This is a genomic window from Acinetobacter sp. NPDC052428 (assembly GCF_044547685.1).
In the GTDB taxonomy this organism is placed as follows: domain Bacteria; phylum Pseudomonadota; class Gammaproteobacteria; order Pseudomonadales; family Moraxellaceae; genus Acinetobacter; species Acinetobacter lwoffii_G.
In genome coordinates this window covers 1-15,629 of the sequence record NZ_JBIUAT010000021.1, presented here as the reverse complement: position 1 = coordinate 15,629, position 15,629 = coordinate 1, and the positions used below count along the sequence as shown (strand labels likewise).

The following is a 15,629-nucleotide window of genomic DNA, read 5'->3' as shown; positions in this document are numbered from 1 at the left end:
TGAACAACGTTGGTTATTCATCTCTTATCTTGAATCTTACTAAAAGGGGTTTAGAACGACTGTTCCAGATTTTCCAGTTCCATCATCAGTTCCAGCATCTGTTCTTCGGCTGTTTCCAGTTTGGCTTTTAGCTCGGTTTGCTCATTCATTAGTTTCAGCAAATCATTTTTACGTGATGCTTCGTATAAAGCACTGTCACCTAGCAGGGTTTCAATTTCAGCCAGTCGTGGCTGCAGTTTGGCCATCTGTGCTTCGCATTTTTCAATATTCTTGCGAATCGGACGACTTAGTTCACGCTGGCGAGCAGCTTCTTTACGTTGTGCTTCCTTGTCCAGTTTGGAAATGGTCGGTTTGACTTCGACTTGGGATTTCACCGGTTCTGCTGGCTTCTGTCCATTTTTGATCATTTCAATACGGGCTTGGCGTAACCAGTCAGCATAGGCAGTGAGATCACCATCAAACTCACGGCATTGACCATTATGTACCAGTAGCAGTTCATCACAGACGCTGGCAATCAGCTGACGTTCATGCGAAACCAGAACTACGGCACCCTGGAAATCTTGCAAGGCCATAGTCAGTGCATGACGCATATCCAGGTCTAAATGGTTGGTCGGCTCATCCAGAATCAGTACATTCGGACGCTGCCAAACAATCAGCGCCAGGGCCAAACGTGCACGTTCACCACCCGAAAAACTTTCACTCGGCGTATCCATACGTTCGCCGCTAAAACCAAAGCTGCCTAAAAATGAACGTAGACTGGCTTCATTGATTTTTTTATCGGCAATACGTGCCAGCTGTAACATCGGGCTGGCATTGCCATCCAATGCATCCATCTGATGCTGGGCAAAATAACCAATATTCAATAGTTCTGAATCTTTACGCAGACCTTGAATCAGTTTCAGGTCACCGACCAGCGATTTAATCAGTGTGGATTTACCAGCACCATTCATCCCGAGTAAACCGATCCGGCTGTTTGGCGTGATCTGTAAATTTACATTGGTCACAATCAGCTTGTCGCCATAACCAATATCGGCATGTTCCAGTTGCAATAACGGTGAACTCATTTTGGTCGGTTCACGGAAACTGAAAGTAAATGGTGTATCGACATGCGCAGCAGACAGTTCCTGCATGCGTTCCAGCTGTTTAATCCGGCTTTGAGCCTGTTTGGCTTTGGTCGCTTGCGCTTTAAAACGGTCAATATATTTTTGCAGATGCGCGCGGGTTTCCAGCTGCTTTTCATACGCCTGTTGCTGCTGCGCCAGACGTTCACTGCGGGTACGCTCGAAAGTCGAGTAGTTGCCGGTATATAAAGTCAGTTCCTGATTTTCGATATGTAAAATATGATCGGTGATCGCATCGAGGAAGTCTCGGTCATGTGAAATCAGCACCAGCGTACCTTCATAAGCCTTGAGCCAGTCTTCGAGCCAGAGAATCGCATCCAAGTCCAGATGGTTGGTCGGTTCATCGAGGAGCAGTAAGTCTGAGCGGCTCATCAGGGTACGTGCCAGATTCAGACGCATACGCCAGCCACCGGAAAAACTTGAAACATCCAGTTGTGATTGATGTTCAAAGAAGCCCAGACCCGCCATCAATTGCGAGGCTTTGGCAGGAGCTGAATAACCTGAAATTTCATCAAAACGGCCATATAAATGCCCTAGTTCTGCATCATCCAGTTGATCTGGCTGCTCAAGTTTCTGCTGAATCTCCCAGTATTCTTCATCACCTGATAATACGAAATCAATGGCTTTCATATTCAGCGCTTTAATTTCCTGAGCCATATGCGCCACGGTCCACACCGCAGGACGGGTCAATGAACCCGTATCTGACTCCATGCCGCCCAGCAAGGCTGAAAACAGGGTTGATTTCCCGGCACCATTGACACCGGTTAGGCCAATTTTCCATCCTGGGTGTAACTGCATCGACGCTTTTTGAAATAAAACACGTCCACCGCGACGTATAGATAACTGGTCTAACTGAATCATTGAGAAATCAAAGCTAAGAAATAAGATGCGCCTATTCTAAAGGAAAGCCCTGTGAAAATGAAAAATCTTACCGGTTTTGCTGAAATGATTGTGCTTTTCATCTCTGTCAATTCATCTGGGATAGACGCATAAGTTGAGTAAAAGCTCTATTTTATGCATGAACAGTGGTTTATAGTTCAGGCTGATGGAGCAAAAAATATCATAGAGTCAAATAAAAATGAAAAAGGGATGTTTAATTTTATCGGCACTGGGCATTTTGGTGTCGACTTCAACTCAAGCCAGAGTGAATGTCTGTGTTTTTGATTTACTGGGGAAATCTGGTGAGTCTTACAAACTGCTGGAGGAATGGGCGCTGGCAGCAAAAGGCTGGGGTGCCGAAATTCAGCTAAGCGCTTATCAGGATGAAGCCAAGGTCGATCAGGACGTCAAAGCCGGAAAATGTGATGCCTTCTATATGACCTCAATGCGTGCCCGGGCTTATAACAAATTTGCTGGATCGATTGATGCAATTGGCGGCGTGCCGAATAATGACATTGCCATGAAAGCCATCAGCTATGTACTGGATAAACGCAATAGCAAACGCCTGATCACCCAGATTGGCAAAGAAAAATTCGAAGTGGCGGGTATTGGTCAGATTGGCCCAGCCTATATTTTTGTTCGTGATCGTACTCTAAATAAACTGGAACAGGTCAAAGGCAAGAAATTTGCCGTGCTGCATTATGACTATGCGCAAAAAATCATGGTCGACCGGATTGAAGCAGTACCGGTCATGTCGGAAATTTCCAATTTTATTCGCAAGTTTAATCAGGGCGAAGTGGATATTGTCGCTGCACCGGCTTATGCATTTAAACCGCTGGAATTACAGAAAGGACTAGGCCGTCAAGGCGCAATGATTAATTTTCCGGTGATTAATGTCACTGCTGATCTGATTATTCGTCAGGAAAAGTTTCCGGCAAGCTTTGCCGCACAATCCCGAAACTGGTTTGTGAAACAGTTACCGCGCAGCTTTGCCATGGTCAAGCGCATGGAAGCTGAGATTCCAAGCAAATATATTCTGAATCTAAGCCGTGAAGATCGTGTGGCCTACCAAAAGATTCTGCGTGATGGGCGGATCGATTTAACCAAACAGGGGATTTATGATCAGGGCATGATGAACGTATTGAAACGCGCGCGTTGTACGGTAGAAAGAACCAATTTTGAATGTTCGATTGGTGGCGAATAAATCTGAAATCATGTATATCTTTGTAACTATATCTGGGTAAATGTAATTATAAGAAAGCAGTTTTAAATATTAAGATATTGATATTTAAATATATATTTAAAAATAACTTAGGCAACTATTGCTGATTTATCTTTATAGGCCAAAATGCCGGTTTTAAATGGAGTAAATGCTCTATTTTTTTTAATTAAACTTGCTTAATATTTGTCCCGTGTACGGACACTCAGCGAATAACAAGATTTCAAAGGATAACTACAATGAAAAAAACACTCTTATCATTGGCTGCATTCTCTGCATTTGGTTTTGCAAGTGCGGCGCATGCAGAAAAAGTCGATATCTGTGTGTTTGACTTACTGGGTAAATCCGGTGAGTCTTTCCAGATGGCACAAGAATGGGCACTGGCTGCAAAAGGCTGGGGCGCAGAAATTAATCTGATTGCCCGTCAGGATGAAGCGGTTGCCGACAATGACTTCAAGGCCGGTAAATGTGATGGCGTGTTTATGACCGCCATGCGTGCCCGTCAATACAATAAATTTGCCGGTTCTATTGATGCACTGGGTGGTGCACCAAGTAATGCTATTGCCCAGCGTGCGATCAGTTTTGCTCTCGACAAACGTAATGCAGGCAAAATGGTGACCAATATGGGCGGCAAAAAATATGAAATTGCCGGTATTTCTCCGCTGGGTTCGGCATTTATTTTCGTCCGTGACAAGAATATCAATTCGATTGAAAAAGCCGCAGGGAAGAAATTCGCCGTACTCGGCTATGACGATGCCCAGAAAATCATGGTACAGCGCGTCGGTGCACAGGCCGTCATTTCCGATGTGTCCAACTTTGTGGCCAAATTTAACAATGGTCAGGTGGATATGGTGGGTGCGCCTGCCTATGCCTACAAGCCATTAGAAATCTATAAAGGTCTGGGTAATAACGGCGCGATGTTTAATTTCCCGGTGCTGCATGTGACGTCTGATTTTGTGATTCGTCCAGAAAAATTCCCCGCAGGTTTTGGACAGAAATCGCGTGACTGGTTTATCAAAAACCTGCCAAAGAGCATGGCCATGATCAAACGTCTGGAAGCCGGTATTCCGTCGAAATATAAAATGAACCTGAACGTTGAAGATAAAACCAAGTATCAGAAAATGTTACGTGATGGCCGGATGGACATGACCAAACGTGGAATCTATGATGCCAGCATGATGTCAGTATTAAAACGTGCCCGTTGTTCTGTCGATAAGGCCAACTTTGAATGTTCAATGGCTGGCGAATAATCTGATTTTTAAAGCAAAAAGCTTAGAGTGATCTAGGCTTTTTTTATGGCTGAACCAGGTCAGATCTGCCATTGTGCAGCAAATAAAATAGCTTAAGCTTAATCTAAATATTAAATTCGAATGTTTCATATAAAAAACAATCACATGTGACTAAAACTTCAATAACAAAAACAAGCGATAAGGAAATGAAGATGATGCATAGAGGATGGAAAGTACTGGCATTGGCTACAGCGACACTGGCTGTTTCAGGTCTGGCGCAAGCCAAACAGGTGATTTGCGTATTTGATCTGGTCGGTAAAAACGGTGATGTCTATAGTGTGATGAAAGACTATCAGTTGGCGGCCAAAAACTGGGGGGCAGATGTCGAATTGCGGGTGAATACTAATGAAGCCGTGGTCGCAGAAGATTTTAAAGCCGGGAAATGTGACGGCATTAGTGTGACTGGAATGCGTGGCCGTCAATTTAACAAGTTTACCGGTTCTCTGGATGCAATCGGGGCTATCACCGATCTGAATCTGGCGGTTAAAGTCATGCAGGGCCTGGCCAGTCCCACCTTCGCCAAACAAATGCTGCAAGGTAAATATGAAATTGTTGGAGTGATTCCGGTAGGTGATGCTTTTCTGTTAGTGAACGACCGCAGTATCAATACTGTTGCCAAAGCAGCCGGTAAAAAAATTGCGGTACTAAGCCATGACGAAGCACAAAAAATCATGGTACAGCAGGTTGGTGCACAAGCAGTGAGTGCCGAAATCAGCAATTTTGCCAGTATGTTTAACAATGGTCAGGTGGATATTATCGGTGCACCAGCTGCAGCATTTAAGCCTTTAGAATTACATAAAGGGTTGGGTAGTAAAGGTGCGATTGTGAATTATCCGGTATTGCAGGTTACAGGTAATATTATTATCCGTCCTGATAAATTCCCGGCAGGATACGGACAAAAATCACGTGAATGGGTCAAGAGCCAGTTACCACGTGCCTTTGGTATTTTGGGTAAAATGAAAGCGGATATTCCTTCGAAATACTGGATGGATATTCCTGCGGCAGATAAACCAGGTTATCAGAAAATGATGCGGGATTCCCGAATTGACCTGACCAAACGCGGCGTTTATGACAAACGCATGATGAAATTGCTGTGGCAATTCCGTTGCAAACAGAATCCGACAAATTTTGAATGTGCCTTACAGGATGAGAACTACAAATAATCCTGATAAAATTACTCTGATTTGACTTTTAATCTGTAGAGACTGACCATATATTGAGTGTGCTATACTTAAATATGGTCTTTTCTTTTTAAAGACATTCCATTCAACAGAGGAATCCGCCATGAATGCCCAAGCGCTTGTGCTCACCGACAATGCCGCAAATAAAGTACGCCAGTTGCGTGACAGTGAAGGTAACCAAGACTTAATGCTCCGTGTCTATGTGACCGGTGGCGGCTGTTCAGGTTTCTCTTATGGCTTTAACTTTGCAGAAAGCCAGAATGAAGATGATGCAGAATTCGCCAATGGCGATGTTAAAGTCCTGGTCGATTCACTGAGTTATCAGTATCTGGTTGGTTCGGTAGTAGATTATTTAGAAGGTCTGGAAGGCTCACGTTTCGTGGTACAAAACCCGAATGCGACCACGACCTGTGGTTGTGGATCTTCATTCTCGATCTAAATCCATGCATAAAAAAAGTCCTCTCAATGAGGACTTTTTTTATGCATGGAAAAAGTTTAGCTATCCAGTTTTACCGCTTCAAGCAGGTCAAAGATCACGCTGGTGACATCCTGACTCAACTCGCGGTTATTAAAAATTTCATAGGCGCTAATGGTAATGTCGGTATCACTTGGTAACAGACGCTGTTCTTCTTCGATCAGGTCATTAATCGGCAATAAGGTCTGTTTGATTTCCAAATGCAGAATATCTTTATATTCCAGATTTTCATCGTCGAGTTCAATCAGTTGTTCATTGAAATAAGGCAGCAAAATCGAATGAAGATAGGGTTGGATGTCCTCGATATCAAAGATCTCGATATCACGGGTTTCATCAATCGTACTAATGTGGTCATTTACTTCAATTAAAATATGGTAGTAACTCACACGAATCTCCAAAGATGGCCTAAACAATGTAGCCAATCACAATAACATGAAATCAGAATAGAGTGTTTTTTATAATACTTATACACTTAAATTAATTAAGGAATTCAAGCTGATCACTTAACGGTTATAAAGCAAGGTCTTGTCTGCAGGTCGTAGCTGAAAGTGTTGCAGATTCTGTTTACCCAGCACCGGATACATCAGTGCTTCCGGGTCATTATGGTGATACAAACCCAAGGCATGTCCGAGTTCATGTGCCAGAGTCAGGCGGAGATCATCTTCTGCATCAAACTGATAAACCTGAATTTGATTGCCCATAAATACACCTTTATGAAATTCGCGGGCAGGGAAACGCTGCTGGGCTTGAATGATATTCTGCTGATGGTTTTGCAGACCATGTTGATGCATGGAAACATTCATATTAAAGGAATTTTGCTGTTCCTGCAGGTACTGAAGTTCCCGTTGAAAATTTTCCGATTTGCGCTGTAAAGCCAAGACTTCATATTCAATCTGCTCACGCTCATAAGCAGATAAATTCGGCTGACGGCGTCGTTGCTGTAAGGCCTGAAATTCACTATTGATCTGATCTCTTTGCTGGATCAGGCGTTGCTGCTGACTTTCCAGATGCTGATGGGATGCTTCCAGGTTTTTGACCTGACGTTGATACTTGGCGTCATCTGCCAGCAACTGTTTTTCGACTTTCTTTAAGGCATCATAGTCTTGCTGGCGCTGATCATAGATCAGGTGAATACTCAGCCTAGCATTTTCATCATAGACCATCAAATCGTCACGATTGCTTCCCTGATGCCAGATCTCGATGGCTTCCTTGCTCAGTTGAATCACTTGATCTTTACTCAGTCCAAAGCCTGAATCGACCTGATCAATCCGGAAACGTAAGCGGGTATCGAAAGGATGCGTCAAGCGATCAGCCAGCGAGTTATAGCGCAGTTGAGGATGGGTTTTGGCCTGCATATGCAGATAGGCAGACATGATCAATCCCACCACGAGCAGACAGAGCAGAAGACGCATATTTTTTATTTAAATGTTTATTTTTTAAAAATATAGCTTAATTTTAATACTTTTCCCATGCCTATTTGCTTTGCTGCCCCACTTTTGGGTAAAGCCCTAATTCGCCCAGAGCCTGCTGTAAAATTTCAAGGCGAATGGCCGGATCTATACCATTTTGCATCTGCATATTGAGTGAAAATGCCACGATTTCAGCCTGCGGTGTTTCAACCCAGCCGGTGAGCCAGCCGACTTGCGGTTCCACATCCATGCCCCAACCGGATTTGACATATAGTCGATAAGCTTTCCGCTCCTGTAAAAATAACATGGCTTTGACTTGTTGCTGGACTTGAGGATCAAAGGCCAGTTGCTCTCGGGCCAACGCAGAAACAAATTGGACTTCCTGTTTTGGAGTAACTTTCAAAGGGCCTACCAACCAGAAGTTATCGACCTGTTGACCAATCTACTGATTACTAAATTGGATGCGTTGTACTTCCTGTTGCATCAGTTCAAGGCCAATACGACGTGCCAGTTCCTGATAAACGGGTACAGCAGACGCTTGCATGGCTTGGCCGAGAGTCATGTCTTTTTCCCAAGCTGAAAAACTGCGTTTCTTGCCATCCCATTTAAAAATTTCATTGGTTGTGGCTTTGCCATGTTGCAGGCCAATCAGGGCATTGAGCATTTTAAAGGTAAAGGCAGGAACATATTCGGTACCTGCACGACTTGAATCATTGCCATAGACCTGTACCTGTTGACCACGCTGAATCACTAAAACGCCAGAGCTTTGCGCCTGATCAAATAATTGGGCAATGGCTTGAGTCGATTGAGTCGAAGTGATATGAGATGGGGAAGATGAAACAGGTAAGGTACACGCCGTCAGGCTCAAGCAATTAAGTAAAGGCAGAAAAATCAGAGTTTTCATGGGTTCAGGGTATTTTAATGTTTGATTTAACTTAAACAGCTTTTCCTGAAAATACGATCAAATTTTGGTAATTTTTATTTTATTCCTTCAAGTCGAAACATAAAAAAACCGCGCGAAAGCGCGGTTTTTTCAGTTAAAGCGACAAATTATTTTTTGTCATCTTTCACTTCAGTGAACTCAGCATCTACAACGCCGTCGTCCGCTTTTTGAGATTGACCTTCGCCGCCTTGGAATGCATTCGGGTCAAAACCTTGCGCACCGCCTTGGCCTTGCGCTGCTTCATATGCACGTTGTGTAATTGGCATGATGATGTTTTGCAGCGCTTCAGTTTTCGCTTTGATGTCTTCAACGTCATTTTCTTTAGTTGCAGCTTCAAGCTCAGAAACCGCAGTTTCGATTGCAGTTTTTTCGTCTGCAGTCACTTGTTCACCAAGATCTTTCACTGCTTTTTGTGAAGAAGCAACTAAAGCATCCGCTTCGTTGCGTGCTTTTGCAAGCTCTTCAAATTTACGGTCTTCTTCAGCATTCGCTTCAGCATCTTTGATCATTGCTTCGATTTCAGCATCAGACAAACCTGAGTTTGCTTTAATCTGGATCGATTGCTCTTTACCAGTGCTCTTGTCTTTCGCAGATACTTTCAATATACCATCAGCATTGATGTCGAAAGATACTTCAATTTGTGGCACACCACGTGGCGCAGGTGGGATGTCGCCTAACTGGAAGTTACCCAACAATTTGTTTTGCTGCGCCATTTTACGTTCACCTTGGTAAACTGAAATGTCTACAGCAGGCTGGTTGTCCGCAGCAGTTGAGAACACTTGAGATTTCTTTGCAGGAATCGTGGTGTTTTTCTCGATGATTGCAGTCAACACGCCGCCCATAGTTTCAATACCAAGTGTCAACGGAGTTACGTCAAGTAGAAGTACGTCAGTTTTGTCACCTGAAAGTACCGCACCTTGAATCGCAGCACCCATTGCGACTGCTTCGTCAGGGTTTACGTCTTTACGTGGCTCTTTACCGAAGAATTCTTGAACCTTCTGTTGAACCATTGGCATACGAGACTGACCACCCACCAGGATCACGTCAGAGATGTCAGAAGTCGAAAGACCCGCATCTTTAAGCGCAATACGGCAAGGTTCAATGGTACGCGCAACCAGGTCAGCAACCAGACCTTCAAGTTTTGCACGTGTTACGTTGATCACTAAGTGTTTAGGACCAGTCGCATCAGCAGTGATGTATGGAAGGTTGATTTCAGTTGCATTTGAAGAAGAAAGCTCGATTTTCGCTTTCTCCGCAGCTTCTTTTAAACGCTGTAACGCCAGTGGATCTTGTTTCAGGTTAAAGTTTTGTTCTTTCTTGAACTCTTCAACCAGGAACTCGATTAACGCGTTATCGAAGTCTTCACCACCTAGGAATGTATCACCGTTAGTCGACAATACTTCAATTTGCTGGTCGCCATCAAGGTCCGCAATTTCAATGATTGAAACGTCGAAAGTACCACCACCCAAGTCATAAACCGCGATTTTACGATCGCCTTCTTTCTTGTCCATACCAAACGCAAGTGCCGCAGCAGTTGGCTCGTTGATGATACGTTTAACTTCTAAACCTGCAATTTTACCTGCATCTTTAGTTGCTTGACGCTGTGCATCGTTGAAGTAAGCAGGAACAGTAATAACAGCTTCAGTTACGGTTTCGCCCAGGTAATCTTCAGCAGTTTTCTTCATCTTTTTCAAGATTTCAGCAGAAACCTGTTGTGGCGCCAATTTTTTGTCGTTGACATCAACCCAAGCATCACCGTTGTCAGCTTTGATGATTTTGTAAGGAACCAGACCGATATCTTTTTGTACCGCTTGGTCTTCATAACGACGACCGATCAAACGTTTGATCGCGAACAATGTATTTTTCGGATTCGTTACTGCTTGACGCTTTGCAGATTGACCTACCAGAATTTCGCCATCTTTATAGGCAATAATAGATGGAGTGGTACGCGCGCCTTCAGCGTTTTCGATTACTTTAACTTTGTCGCCTTCAAGTACTGCAACACATGAGTTTGTAGTACCTAAGTCAATACCAATGATTTTAGCCATTTGGATGTTTCCTCTAAAATTTTTTTGTGATTTACACTTGTTATCCGATATGAGAGCCGTTCGATTTTTTTCAAGTAAAATTTTTGAAAAATTTCACAAACTCCCGAATTTATTTGGCTTAAGCGCCGACCATCACCATGGCAGGACGCAATAAGCGACTGTTAAGCGTGTAGCCTTTTTGCAAAACAGTCCCAATTTCATTTGCTTTGGCATTTGGATCAATCCCGACTGCCTGATGCAGATCCGCATTGAAACCGTTGTTGGTATCCACTGCCACAACCCCAAATTTCTCCAAGGTATGCAATAAAGATTTAAGGGTCAGTTCAACACCTTCACGCAATGGTGTTTGCTCTTCACCTGCAGCCACAATGGCACGTTCCAGATTGTCGACTGTTTCTAGAAGCTCTTTAGAGAACTTTTCCAGAACTGTATCTTTATGCTTTTCAGATTCACGCTGAATACGTTCAACACTCTTTTGTGCTTCATAAACTGCATTGGCGGTACGGGCTTTTTCTAACTTTAAATCACCTTCAAGCTGCGCAATCTGCTCTTGTAAAGACTCAACGGAAACTTCAGCCTGCTCGGTTTCAGCTTGAGTTTGCGCTGTATCTTGTTCCGCTTGCTCTTGCTCAAGTTGTTGAGCTTGCTCGTTTTGCTCAGTCGCCATTGATTTACTCCGTTTAAATGGGTTCTTAAACATGTACAGTCCTTAGGCCTCAGTGTTCACTGCGTTTATGCTGAACTGCCATGGTTGTGAAGTTCTTGATTACCTAAAGAAATCGGGGCAGGGTGTAAAAATTCAAGCGTCGACCCAGATTAAATTTAAGATTTATACAAAATACTGAATCCAGCGGATAGCAGAACAAGCTATTCAGAACACAACAGCAGGATAGGATGAGAATAAAATACACGGACATCAGCAGCGATGAATCCGAATTTTGAACTGAATAGATTTAATTAGCGACTAAATCTAAGAATTAAGTATTTGAAAATAAATATAAAAAATGAATAATCGTATTTTTGAATCAAATTAATAATTTTAATCCGTTTTAAGTATTGGTAAAAAAATTGCATCATACTTCTATTAACAGCGACCTTGTTCAGAGGAGAGAGCCGAACCGGGTTGCTGTTGCCCTATTTTAGAGTTGCTTTTTTCAAGCTGAGTATCCCCAAAACTCAGCTTTTTTTTGCCTATTTATTTATTAGACATAAAAACGATTAATATCTAAGCAATAAAGTCTTTCACAATAGATGAACTTTTGATTAATATTTATTCTAGATTCTATCGCTGTAGTTTCTTCTTATTTTGAAATGTGTTTTCGTGGCTTATCCTGTTCTCTAGATAAGCCTTTTTTTGTCCAGAATTTACCTTTTTTGAATTTGTTGGAATCAGTCGTCTCTATTTTAGCGGTTTGTAAGATAAAACTTACAGCTTGGATAGTGAATGTCCGCTTCATGAGAGCAAGTTGATTCGATAGGATAATTTATATAGAGAATAGGATGTTCTGGTTGAATTGCTGAGAAGCATAAGCAAAGTGGAAGTTCGTTTAACATAACCCTCTGCAAAGGCCCTAAAGAAATTTTCTTTAGGGCCTTTGTCTATCTGGCAGCTATCTTTTTCCATTTAAAAAGCCCAGTCTGGGCTTTTAATACAGAAAATGATTCAAGTCTTAATCGCGACGATCGCGTGAACGTTGTTCTTGATGACGTCGGTTGTCATTCCAGCGTTGATTAGAACGATTTTGCTGGACTTTTTTACTGCGTTGATCTGTTACACGTTTACGCTCCAGATCCTGACGACGTTTACGTTCTGCCTCTGCCTGTTTTTGCCGTTGCGTCATGATATTTTTACGTTGCTGTTCATGGCGCTGTCGTTCCAGTTGGCTTTTACGTCGATCCAGCTCTAACTGTCTTTTACGATCCTGCTCCCAATTGCGATGTTGTAATTCCTGTTTACGTCGATCCAGTTCAATGCGTTTGCGTTGCTGTTCATATTCCCAACGTTGCCGCTCATAGCGACGATCTTGTTCATAACGCCGGTCCAGTTCATAGCGACGGTCATAACGCTGATCATAGCGGCCATCATAATAGCCACCATCTTCAGGAAATGCGACGCAGCCTACAGCTAAAAATGCAGTCGCCAAAGACAGAGCTAGAATTTTGCTAGCCATAGGCATCCTCCCGATTTGTAATAAAAAATATACTTAAGCTCGCAAAAGTACGTCAAAAATAACCTTTAAACGGTCAATGACATCTTTTATAAATGAGGGTAACGTATCGAGTAGAAGCTATATGTACATTGATATTAAGACTTATATAAGAATATGGTCACTGAAACGCTAATCGTGTAGAAACTATGAAGAATTAAGAGAATAAGGACTAAAAATAATGACTGTGAATCCTCCGGTTCTGAAAAGTGTGATGGAAAAGGGACAAGGGACGGCAGCGCGTATGCTGGACCGCTTACCTGGCATTGCACAGGAAGCATTAGTTAAGGCTCTGGATTATCCTCATGTTTATCCTGATTTAGATCCATTGGTTAAATGCCTGATGGCCATCCAGATAAAACAGGGGCATAGCAGTTTTATCAGTGAGGATCTGGCTCATTCGCGCACATTGTTTGATGCACGCATGAAAGCGATCGCGGCTAAACCAACTACTGTCAAAGTCATCGAAGAGCTGCGCCTGCCTTTGCAAAGTGGCAGCATCTTTGCCCGGCATTATCATCCAGCTCCACAAAAGAAGTTGCCGATGGTGATTTTTTATCATGGCGGTGCATTTATGGTGGGCGGTCTGGACAGCCATGATGAATTCTGTCGCTTGCTGGCAGTACATGCCAAAGTGCAGGTGCTAAGCGTGGCTTATCCGCTGACGCCAGAATTTAGCCCCTTGCAGATGGTACAGGTTTGTGAAGATGCCTTGGCTTGGGCACATCAGCATAGTAACCAACTAAAAATCTATAAAAATCGTATTGCCGTAGCAGGGGACAGTGCGGGCGGAAATCTGGCTACTGTGGTGGCACAGCGCAGTGCAGGTAAATCTTATGCCGCACGAGCACAGCTTTTGCTTTATCCGGCGGTCGACTTTAAAAGTCGCCATCCTTCTTTTTATGCCTATAAAGATGGACTGGTACTTTCGGAACAGGATATTGATCTGGTGACCTTCATGTATGCCCAAACCCATCAGATTGAACTGGATGATCCGCTGATTTCACCTACTTATGGTGAATTGCGGAATTTACCGCCAAGTTATGTAATTACCGCACGCCATGATGTCCTGCATGATGAAGGTTCAATCTATGCACATAAACTACGTCAGAATGGCGTGAGTGTTCATTATCATGAATATACCGATCAGGCACATGGTTTTATCAACCTGACGCCGATCTCTCGCCGTGCCAAAAAATATGTGATTGAGATCAGCAAAAACTTCCGCAAATTCTGGGACAAAAATAGTTAAATCCAAGGCGCGAGCGCAAAAGGTGTTTCTCATGAAACACCTTTTTTTATAGCTAAGTTTTTATCAGTTCTTATACTTTGCTGTTGATCTGGGCTTCAGGAAAGATCAGATTGAATTTGGGGACATAAAAGCTTTGCAGCAATTTGGCTTTGGAAAAGTCTGGAAATATATTCTCGGCATCTTGCCACTCTACTTGCGAGAGTTTAGAGAGGTGACCGCGGAACTGTGGACTAAACTGAAAACGCTGCCCTTTCCAGGCTTGCTGAATCTTCAGCATAGACGCTGGAATATGATGACTATTAATGTAGAACTGGCGTGCAGATTTGGTTTTCTTCAGCCGAATCGTCATATGCTGGTTTTGATGCTGAATCTGACACAGCACTTCCTGATCCTTTTCCTGCCATTCAAACTGCGCATGTTCTTTGGGAATGCCCCATAAATGCTGACCGTGTACCACAGACTCATGGGTAGACACATAAATTTTAGGAATTGAGCTGAGGCTTCGTTTACTAATTAAAGGATGATCCAGAATCAGTAACTCATCATAAGGGCCAATCGGCGAAGCGTGATAACGCACCAATAAGACTTGGACCATACGACCCAGCGGAGAAGGCGCAATACGGAACTGTTTTGCTTGCTCAATAAAGCTTGGGGTCAGCCAATAATTCAGAATAAAACCCTCACCCTGCAAACGCCAAGGTGGAAACTGGTGGATATTTTGCTCCTGTAATAATGCATGCTTCATTCTTATTCTCTTGTCTTTAGTCGGCAGGTCACTGCATTATGAGTTATAAAAGATTAATATATAGTCATTCACAACCATTACTTCTAAGTAGATGAGTTAATAAATGTTAAAGAAATCATTATGTGTCATCGCACTTGCTGCGGTCAGTCTGCCAAGCTTTGCTGAAAATACGATTATTGAGATGAAGACTTCATCTGGAAATATTGAAATTGAACTCTTCAATGACAAAGCACCAATCTCGGCAAAGAACTTCGAAAGCTATGTAAAGAGCAACTTCTATAAGGATACGATTTTTCACCGCGTCATTCCAGGTTTTATGGTGCAGGGTGGTGGCTTTGATGTGAACATGCAGGAAAAAGCCAATACCAAAGCACCCATTAAAAACGAATCATCGAATGGTCTGCAAAATAAACGCGGTACTTTAGCCATGGCCCGTACCAATCAGCCGGATTCTGCCCGAGCACAATTCTTTGTAAACCTGGTCGATAATGATTTCCTGGATCGTTCTGCTAGAAATGCCGGCTATGCGGTATTTGGTAAGGTCACTAAAGGCATGGATATCGTCGATCAGATTGCCAAAGTACCTACCCGAAACTATGGAATGCATCAAAATGTGCCGGTGAACCCTGTAAAAATCACCAGTGTGACGATTAAAGCACCAGTCGTAAAAAATTAGGCATAGAATAAAGCAGAAATATTTAATTTATATTTCTGTTTTAAAAATATGTACTTATGTAATGAATTGTATGGAATTGAACCAATTTGGTGCATAAAAATAAAACACTCGTGATTCCTGTGCGTTAAAAGCGCTTGCACGTGTAAGAAATTGCCCTATAATGAGCACATACCGACGAGATAGAC

The 15,629-nt window shown here is 42.9% G+C and carries 13 protein-coding genes and 1 pseudogene; 6 read left to right on the top strand and 8 right to left on the bottom strand.

Going from position 1 to position 15,629, the window contains the following annotated elements; genetic code table 11:
* Positions 1-50: 50 nt before the first annotated feature.
* Positions 51-1,982, bottom strand: coding sequence for an ATP-binding cassette domain-containing protein (locus ACIG3F_RS11265; protein ID WP_278357762.1), 1,932 nt, complete (start codon positions 1,980-1,982; stop codon positions 51-53).
* A 217-nt stretch (positions 1,983-2,199) separates the two neighbouring features.
* Here ACIG3F_RS11265 and ACIG3F_RS11260 point away from each other — a divergent pair, with 217 nt between their 5' ends.
* The 4 genes from ACIG3F_RS11260 (at position 2,200) to erpA (ending at position 6,128) form a co-directional block, all read left to right on the top strand.
* Positions 2,200-3,204: a putative solute-binding protein gene (locus ACIG3F_RS11260; RefSeq protein ID WP_005094847.1), complete on the top strand. Its 1,005-nt coding sequence runs from the start codon at positions 2,200-2,202 to the stop codon at positions 3,202-3,204.
* A 254-nt stretch (positions 3,205-3,458) separates the two neighbouring features.
* A complete protein-coding gene (locus ACIG3F_RS11255) occupies positions 3,459-4,469 on the top strand; it encodes a putative solute-binding protein (protein ID WP_005268232.1) in 1,011 nt (336 codons plus the stop codon).
* A gap of 194 nt (positions 4,470-4,663) precedes the next feature.
* Complete coding sequence (locus ACIG3F_RS11250; protein WP_005104964.1) at positions 4,664-5,671, top strand: putative solute-binding protein; 1,008 nt, start codon at positions 4,664-4,666, stop codon at positions 5,669-5,671.
* A 121-nt stretch (positions 5,672-5,792) separates the two neighbouring features.
* Positions 5,793-6,128: an iron-sulfur cluster insertion protein ErpA gene (gene erpA, locus ACIG3F_RS11245; RefSeq protein WP_004281944.1), complete on the top strand. Its 336-nt coding sequence runs from the start codon at positions 5,793-5,795 to the stop codon at positions 6,126-6,128.
* A 56-nt stretch (positions 6,129-6,184) separates the two neighbouring features.
* Here erpA and ACIG3F_RS11240 read toward each other — a convergent pair whose 3' ends face one another.
* The 6 genes and pseudogenes from ACIG3F_RS11240 to ACIG3F_RS11215 all read right to left on the bottom strand — a co-directional run bounded on the left by ACIG3F_RS11240 (position 6,185) and on the right by ACIG3F_RS11215 (position 12,735).
* On the bottom strand, positions 6,185-6,562 hold the full coding sequence (locus ACIG3F_RS11240; RefSeq protein WP_162924842.1) for a hypothetical protein: 378 nt from the start codon (positions 6,560-6,562) through the stop codon (positions 6,185-6,187).
* A 105-nt stretch (positions 6,563-6,667) separates the two neighbouring features.
* Positions 6,668-7,576 (bottom strand): matrixin family metalloprotease, encoded by a 909-nt coding sequence (locus ACIG3F_RS11235; RefSeq protein WP_278357763.1) that lies wholly within the window; start codon positions 7,574-7,576, stop codon positions 6,668-6,670.
* A gap of 61 nt (positions 7,577-7,637) precedes the next feature.
* Positions 7,638-8,477: pseudogene (blaOXA, locus tag ACIG3F_RS11230) on the bottom strand (OXA-134 family carbapenem-hydrolyzing class D beta-lactamase).
* A gap of 146 nt (positions 8,478-8,623) precedes the next feature.
* On the bottom strand, positions 8,624-10,564 hold the full coding sequence (dnaK, locus tag ACIG3F_RS11225) for a molecular chaperone DnaK (RefSeq protein ID WP_114541700.1): 1,941 nt from the start codon (positions 10,562-10,564) through the stop codon (positions 8,624-8,626).
* Between the two features lie 118 nt (positions 10,565-10,682).
* Positions 10,683-11,231 (bottom strand): nucleotide exchange factor GrpE, encoded by a 549-nt coding sequence (grpE, locus tag ACIG3F_RS11220; RefSeq protein WP_004647116.1) that lies wholly within the window; start codon positions 11,229-11,231, stop codon positions 10,683-10,685.
* Positions 11,232-12,234: 1,003 nt separating this feature from the next.
* Positions 12,235-12,735: a hypothetical protein gene (locus ACIG3F_RS11215; protein ID WP_005252972.1), complete on the bottom strand. Its 501-nt coding sequence runs from the start codon at positions 12,733-12,735 to the stop codon at positions 12,235-12,237.
* Between the two features lie 217 nt (positions 12,736-12,952).
* Between ACIG3F_RS11215 and ACIG3F_RS11210 the strand changes: the two genes are divergently transcribed.
* Positions 12,953-14,023, top strand: a complete 1,071-nt coding sequence (locus tag ACIG3F_RS11210) for an alpha/beta hydrolase (RefSeq protein ID WP_004281951.1) — start codon at positions 12,953-12,955, stop codon at positions 14,021-14,023.
* Between the two features lie 70 nt (positions 14,024-14,093).
* On the opposite strand, the gene ACIG3F_RS11205 is transcribed toward ACIG3F_RS11210, so the two are convergent.
* Positions 14,094-14,768, bottom strand: a complete 675-nt coding sequence (locus tag ACIG3F_RS11205) for an acetoacetate decarboxylase family protein (RefSeq protein WP_005252970.1) — start codon at positions 14,766-14,768, stop codon at positions 14,094-14,096.
* A 103-nt stretch (positions 14,769-14,871) separates the two neighbouring features.
* Between ACIG3F_RS11205 and ACIG3F_RS11200 the strand changes: the two genes are divergently transcribed.
* Positions 14,872-15,444: a peptidylprolyl isomerase A gene (locus ACIG3F_RS11200; protein WP_005252969.1), complete on the top strand. Its 573-nt coding sequence runs from the start codon at positions 14,872-14,874 to the stop codon at positions 15,442-15,444.
* The last annotated feature ends 185 nt before the right edge of the window (positions 15,445-15,629 follow it).

Bases quoted from the DNA above. Each gene is read 5' to 3' on its own strand.
- ACIG3F_RS11260 (WP_005094847.1), top strand. From the start codon at position 2,200: ATGAAAAAGGGATGTTTAATTTTATCGGCACTGGGCATTTTGGTGTCG.
- ACIG3F_RS11235 (WP_278357763.1), bottom strand. From the start codon at position 7,576: ATGCGTCTTCTGCTCTGTCTGCTCGTGGTGGGATTGATCATGTCTGCC.
- ACIG3F_RS11205 (WP_005252970.1), bottom strand. From the start codon at position 14,768: ATGAAGCATGCATTATTACAGGAGCAAAATATCCACCAGTTTCCACCT.
- ACIG3F_RS11250 (WP_005104964.1), top strand. From the start codon at position 4,664: ATGCATAGAGGATGGAAAGTACTGGCATTGGCTACAGCGACACTGGCT.
- ACIG3F_RS11255 (WP_005268232.1), top strand. From the start codon at position 3,459: ATGAAAAAAACACTCTTATCATTGGCTGCATTCTCTGCATTTGGTTTT.
- ACIG3F_RS11215 (WP_005252972.1), bottom strand. From the start codon at position 12,735: ATGGCTAGCAAAATTCTAGCTCTGTCTTTGGCGACTGCATTTTTAGCT.
- erpA (WP_004281944.1), top strand. From the start codon at position 5,793: ATGAATGCCCAAGCGCTTGTGCTCACCGACAATGCCGCAAATAAAGTA.
- ACIG3F_RS11265 (WP_278357762.1), bottom strand. From the start codon at position 1,982: ATGATTCAGTTAGACCAGTTATCTATACGTCGCGGTGGACGTGTTTTA.
- dnaK (WP_114541700.1), bottom strand. From the start codon at position 10,564: ATGGCTAAAATCATTGGTATTGACTTAGGTACTACAAACTCATGTGTT.
- ACIG3F_RS11200 (WP_005252969.1), top strand. From the start codon at position 14,872: ATGTTAAAGAAATCATTATGTGTCATCGCACTTGCTGCGGTCAGTCTG.
- ACIG3F_RS11210 (WP_004281951.1), top strand. From the start codon at position 12,953: ATGACTGTGAATCCTCCGGTTCTGAAAAGTGTGATGGAAAAGGGACAA.
- grpE (WP_004647116.1), bottom strand. From the start codon at position 11,231: ATGGCGACTGAGCAAAACGAGCAAGCTCAACAACTTGAGCAAGAGCAA.